The 6,433-nt window shown below is 43.4% G+C and carries 3 protein-coding genes and 1 pseudogene; 2 read left to right on the top strand and 2 right to left on the bottom strand.

The features are described from left to right. A pseudogene (locus V5804_RS17340) lies at positions 1-282 on the bottom strand (hypothetical protein); the annotation flags it as partial. Positions 283-626: 344 nt separating this feature from the next. Here V5804_RS17340 and V5804_RS17335 point away from each other — a divergent pair. After that, positions 627-3,203 carry a phosphoenolpyruvate carboxylase gene (locus V5804_RS17335; protein ID WP_369592674.1) on the top strand — a complete coding sequence of 859 codons (2,577 nt, stop codon included), beginning with the start codon at positions 627-629 and terminating at the stop codon, positions 3,201-3,203. Between the two features lie 210 nt (positions 3,204-3,413). Here the strand turns inward: V5804_RS17335 and V5804_RS17330 are convergent, their stop codons facing one another. Then, a complete protein-coding gene (locus V5804_RS17330; RefSeq protein WP_369592673.1) occupies positions 3,414-5,807 on the bottom strand; it encodes a TonB-dependent receptor in 2,394 nt (797 codons plus the stop codon). A 204-nt stretch (positions 5,808-6,011) separates the two neighbouring features. On the opposite strand from V5804_RS17330, the gene V5804_RS17325 reads away from it, so the two are divergent. Further along, a partial coding sequence (locus V5804_RS17325; RefSeq protein ID WP_369592672.1) for a hypothetical protein occupies positions 6,012-6,433 on the top strand: 422 nt, incomplete at its 3' end.

Here is a 6,433-nt window from a genome sequence, read left to right as displayed (position 1 = left end):
CAGCAAATAAAGGTTTGGCTGGATAAAACCGGTAATCAGCGAAACCAGCAAAATCAACCCGCAGCAAACGAGCATACTGTTGCGCTTGTAAATAACCGGGCCGGGCGCATCAACCACACTTACACACAATGCGCCCAAAGCCAAAGAAACGCCAATTTCTAACTGGTTAAAATAGCTGCACAAAAGGACAGGAACGAGTACGCCTAAGGTCATGCGCAGGCCGTCAGAAAAATACTGACTGTAAAAGAAGCTATTGATTTTCCTGGTGGGAATTAACGTCATACAGGGCAAAAATACGATCAGAAAACAGTTAATGTTTGTTCCTGCAAAATATCATGGCACAAAAACCAACTTATTGGCATTTTAAAATTTATTTGTTCAGGTTTCGATGCTTCTTTTATCACCTAAAAATTGGTGTTCCAAATTTTGGTTTGTTTGGCCTGATGCAAACACCAATTTTAACAGGGTAAAAGAAGCATTGGCATTTTTTGTTGTAAGATTTCAAACAAGCTTTTAAAATAATGGATTTTTTAATAATGCTTCTTTTATCAATAAAAAATTGGTGAACAAACAACAATAAGCTTATTAAATCTTTAATTTGCCAAGGTTAATGTTAACAGTATCATATGAAACTCAGTCAGAAAGAATTTGTATTTAACAATGAAGTGGTTACCCGTTTCGACTTGTACAACAGCCTGTTTTTAACGCTGCCCTTTTACCAGGTGAAATACACGGGCACGCTGCTGCCTTTTTTTACGGCTCATGTAGAAGAAGGCATCAGCAAAAAACAATCGCCGGTAGAGATTATTGAGAATTTTTTTGACAAGTACCAGCAGTACATCAATGATGCAGACCGCTTTCACCTGCTGTTCCGTTTTATACAATACATTGAACGCCAGGTAGTTTTGTTTGATGCGATAGAAGATTCCGCTTTTTCAAAATTAGAAACCACGGATGACAGCAGTTCGCTGCAGGTTTTACTGCAACAGGTAAACAAGCAGCCGGACACCTATGCAAAAGTGCGGGAAGCATTGCAAAAGTTTTCGTTGCGCCTGGTTTTAACGGCGCACCCAACGCAGTTTTATCCGGGCAGCGTTTTGGGGATTATTACAGAACTGACGGAAGCACTGAAAATAAACGACATCAACCAGATTTATTTACTGTTGCAGCAATTGGGCAAAACGCCCTTTTTTAACAAAGAAAAGCCAACGCCGGTTGATGAAGCTGTTTCGCTGGCCTGGTTCCTGGAAAATGTTTTTTACCAGTCGGTTTCTTCTATCAAAGAAAAACTCGATACCGAATTTGATTTTTTGGCAGAAGACGAGCACCAGACTTTGGAACTGGGCTTTTGGCCGGGCGGCGACCGCGACGGCAACCCGAACGTAAACCTGCAATCAACCCAGGCCGTAACCGAACTGCTGCGGAAAGTGATTTACCGCTGTTACGCCCGAGATTACAAGGAGTTGCGCAAAAGGCTGACGTTTCGCGGCGTGGAACAATACATGGCCGAACTGGACAAGCAGTTTAACAAACAAACCGGCGCGGGCCAGTTGCAAACCAAAAACCAGCAGGCCGTGCTGCTTGCCAATTTAGAGGCGATAAAAACAGTATTGCAAAAAGATCACGACGGTTTGTTCAGCAATTTGGTGGATGATTTAATCCGAAAAGTGAAGTTGTTTGGCGATTATTTTGCCACGCTGGACATTCGTCAGGACAGCAGGATTTTAAGGGCAACACACCAGTATTGTTTAACAGAATCAACCATAAGGCACCGGATGCCGATAGGTTATCACGAACAAACGGAAGAAGAAAAGCTAAAGAACATCCGTTTTGTGGAAGCTGATTTTTACTGTCCCGATTCTGCAGAAGACCTGGTGAAAGACACGCTGGACACAATCCGTTACATGCGCGAAATCCAGGAAACGAACGGTGAAAAAGCCTGCCATCGTTTCATCATCAGCAATTGCCAGGAAGCATCGGATATTTTGCAGCTCATCAATTTGTTTTTGTGGAGCGGATGGAAAGCGGAGGGCCTGACGATTGATTTTGTGCCGCTTTTTGAAACCGTGAACGATTTGCAGGGTGCAGCCGAAGTGATGGAAAAGCTGTACACCAACCCGTTTTACATCGCCCATTTGAAAAAACGGAACAACCGGCAAACGATCATGCTGGGATTTTCGGACAGTACCAAAGACGGCGGTTATTTGATGGCCAACTGGTCTATCTACAAAGCGAAAGTGGAGTTAACGGCGATGTCGAGAAAGTACGACATTGACCTGGCTTTTTTTGACGGCCGCGGCGGCCCACCGGCACGCGGCGGAGGCAAAACGCACCGTTTTTATGCTTCTATGGGCCACGAAATTGCAAATGATTATATCCAGTTAACCATTCAGGGGCAAACCATCAGCACACAATACGGCTCGATTGACAGCGCAAAGTTTAATATTGAACAATTGATCAATGCCGGTATTGTATCCGCATTAAACCAGGAAAACGGCGATACCATTGACGAAAAAGGCCGCGCGCTGATCGAAAATATGGCTACCGAAAGTTACCGTTGCTTTATGGAACTGCGCAGAAACCCCTTGTTTTTGCCGTACCTGGAAAATTTAAGCCCGCTTAAATTATTGTCGGAAATCAACATCAGCAGCCGGCCGGTCAAACGGAATTCGGGTGCCGAGTTGAAGCTGGAAGATTTGCGCGCCATCAGTTTTGTTACGGCCTGGAGCCAGTTAAAACAAAACATCCCCGGTTTTTACGGTGTTGGAACGGCTTTGAAAAAGATGGAAACCGAAGGCAAATGGGAAGATTTGAAAACGATGTACCGCCAGAACAGTTTTTTCAAAACCATCATTGATAATTGCATGATGTCCATGTCGAAATCCAACTTCAACATTACCGCAAACCTGGCGGACGACCCGGAATACGGTGGTTTTTGGACCATGCTGAAAACGGAATTTGAACTGACCTGCTCGCTGCTTTTAAAATTATCCGACACGAAAGTTTTGATGGAAGAATCGCCGGTTGAACGGCAATCCATTGCCCTGCGCGAAAAAATTATCATGCCATTGGTGGTCATTCAGCATTACGCGTTGCAGCAATTGCATTACCAGGAATTGAACGAGGAGGAAACCAATTTGTACCACAAGTTAATAATCAGAACGGTTTACGGAATTGTAAACGCGGGAAGAAATTTGGCATAAAAGGGGCATGCTTCTTTTATCGGTATAAAATTGGTGGGCTTTGTCATTCCAATTAGAAGAAAGGAATCTTATTTCAACGAGCAAAAATTTGACTTTTCGCTTTGAAGAAGATCTCTCCCTGTGGCCGAGATGACAAAACCGATTTTGCCAATTATTGCGATGCTTCTTTTATCGGTATAAAATTGGTGGGCTTTGTCATTCCAATCAACCTTACATCCTTCCTTCTTCCGCGCTGCTGCCTGTTTTACGGTCGCGGGCGGACTTTAATTTCGTGTTGCCAAAGTTGTAGGTAAAACCCAATGTAAAGCGGCGGCTTTCGTATTCGTTGTCCCAGCGGGTGTTGACGTTGTTGTATTGCAAAATGCTGCGGTAACGGTTTTTGAAGAAAATATCGCGTGCTTTAAAACTTAAACTCAAACGTTTGTCCAACAAGGTTTTGGTGATACCGGCATCAATTTGCGAAGAAGAAAGCGTGCGCGATAAACCATTGATCGAAGGCGAATCATATTCAGCCGTCAACTGAAACTTAAAATTGTACGGCAAAAAGAAGCTTTGGTCAACATTGCCAGACCAGGAAAACCGGCTGCTTTGATAAGGGTTTCCGCCAACTATGGTATTTACGCGGTTGTAAACAGCGTCAACTTCCGCATTCACCACCCACCATTTTTCGATCTTAAAACTCCCGGCCGAAGTGGCGCTAAACGTGCTGGTACTGCCCAGGTTTTGGTAATTGCTGATGCTTTCCTTGGTTACATCGTTTTGGTTGATGACCGTGCTTACGGCATCGTTCACTTTTAAATAACTCAAACTTAAAACCTGGAAACTTTTGTAAGAGTAATTGAAAACGTAGGATTGCGAAACGGAAGGCTGCAAATACGGGTTGCCCTGAATGGCCGTGTAAGGATCGGTGTAACGGATGGCCGAATTGAGCGAACCGTAACTTGGGCGGCTGATCCGTCGGCTAAAAGAAGCATTCAACTGGTTGTCCGGATTGATTTTGTAAGTGATAAACGCGCTTGGAAATAGCTGAAAATAATTGCGTTTCACCACTTCGTTCCGGGTCAAAGAATTGGCGGTAGAAACCGTTTGCTCGCCGCGCAGACTGGCTTTTACATCCAACTTTGTTCCGAAAGTTTTGCTGATGGTTCCGTAAACGGCGTTGATGTTTTCATCGTACCTAAAATTATTGCTGTGTTTCGGGTCGTTGATATAACCGGCAGTTTTCAACGAATCAAACGAAACATTGCTGCCGGTACTTACAAAACTGCTTTTTAAACCGGCTTCCGCTTTCCAATTATTGGCCAAAGGCAGCACGTAATCGGCTTTGATGGATTTAATATTGTAACTAACCGGCGCGCCGCTCCGCAATTGGATCGGATTACCGATGACATCGCCGCTGCCGTTAAAATAAGTATTGGTGTAAGTTTGGTCCATCAACGAACTGCTGTGCACGTAATCTGCATCCACACTTAATTTTTGTCCGATAGTGTCAATCGCAAAACTGTAGTTTAAGTTAACGCTGTACGTATTATTGTCGGATTTCTGCGGATTAAAACCGGTTACACTTCCTGTTTGCTCACCAAAACTGTTCAAGGTGCTTGACTGGCTGGTAACCTGCGCATCCATCGGGCTGTTGTAACCTTTAAACATCAAACCAAACGTGCTTCTTTTACTGGCATAAAAATCGGTTCCGATGGTATAACCGGTGGCAAAAGTTTTTGGGTGCCAGTAATTGTATTGGTTGTAAACCTCGTTTTCAATTTGGCGGCTCAAAATCAGTTTGTTGTACGAATCATAATAACCCGAATTAACGCGGGCAAATAAACCCAGTTTGCCGGTGTTGTAGTTAAAGTTGAAGCCGCCATACAGCTTGGCGTATTTACCGTAACCCGCATTTAGGTTTGCCGTGCCGCTGTAACCTTGCATTTTGTTGTGTTTTAAAATGATGTTGATCATGCCGGCCGTTCCTTCCGCATCGTAATTTCCCGGCGGGTTCGGGATGAGTTCCACTTTGCTCAACGCGCTTCCCGGCATTGATTTTAAATAATTGCTCAGTTCGGTGCCGCTCATGTACGTTCTCCTTCCGTCAATCATCACCACCACGCCGGCATTGTTTCGGTACAAAATATTATCGTCTTTATCCAAACGGATGCCGGGTGCTTTCTTCAAAACTTCCAATGCATTGTCGCCGGTGGTGTTCAGCTTTTCCACATTCACCACCAATCGGTCGCTTTGCTGCTCCAAAGCTGGAATGGTCGAAGTAACCGATACTTCTTTTAGCAGGTTTTTTTTCTCGTTCAAAATCAAAACAGGAAGTTGGATTGAAGTTCCGCCAAAATCAAAAGCTTTAGAATAAACCGTGCTAAAACCAAGCAATGCTGTTTTTACCACATATTTTCCGGGCTTTGGTTTGAAGAGGTACGCGCCGTTTGCATCGGCAACTTGTCCGGCTGTTTGTGCCGAATCCGGCAAATGCAGCAGCAAAACCGAAGCGCCCGGCAGCGGCTGTTGTTTTTGGTCGAGAATTTTTCCGCTGATATTTCCGTTTTGGGCGAAAGCAGTTCTGCAAATCAGTAAAAGTAAAATGGTGTAAAGCGTTTTCATATTCGTTTGGGTTGATGCCTCAAAGATGCAGCAGCTTGTTTCGCCCCAAAAAAATTTGATACCAACCGACCGGAATATTATCCCAGGCCAAAAAAACACCGATAAAAGAAGCATTGTCCCGAATTATCAAGTTCGCATCAAAAAAAAGGGTGTTGGGATAAAATTTTAAACCACATACTTCTTTTACCGTAGTTTTATTGGATCATGACGAAAAAGGAAATCAGGTATCACATTCTCGGCTGGACACTTTACTGGTTGTATTTGCTGTTGGGGAACGCTTTTATTTTCAAGCCCAGTAAGTTTCCGGTTTTCGATTACTCCATCACTTTTGTAAAAATGATTGAGTTTTACATTCTTTATTTGTGGATATATCCTAAGTTTTTAAATAAAGGGAAAATACCACAATTAATTGCCGGTATCTTGTTTGCTGTGGCTTGCTTTATTATTGTCCGGTTTTTGCTGGAAGAAGTTGCTTTCGATTATTTTTTTCACTTCCATAATTATTTTGGATATACCGCTTTTAGCTACTCTTTAGATAATGTTTATTTTGGTTCTTCGGCAGTTATTTTGAGCCTTGCGGTTTACAGTAGTTTTGATGCGTTACGCATTGCACAGGAAAACAAATC

Origin of the sequence: Mucilaginibacter sp. (assembly GCF_041088075.1) — a bacterium.
Classification (GTDB): domain Bacteria; phylum Bacteroidota; class Bacteroidia; order Sphingobacteriales; family Sphingobacteriaceae; genus Mucilaginibacter_A.
The sequence above is the reverse complement of the archived record's forward strand: the minus strand, read 5'-3'. Positions and strand labels throughout refer to the sequence as shown.

Bases quoted from the DNA above. Each gene is read 5' to 3' on its own strand.
- V5804_RS17335 (WP_369592674.1), top strand. From the start codon at position 627: ATGAAACTCAGTCAGAAAGAATTTGTATTTAACAATGAAGTGGTTACC.
- V5804_RS17330 (WP_369592673.1), bottom strand. From the start codon at position 5,807: ATGAAAACGCTTTACACCATTTTACTTTTACTGATTTGCAGAACTGCT.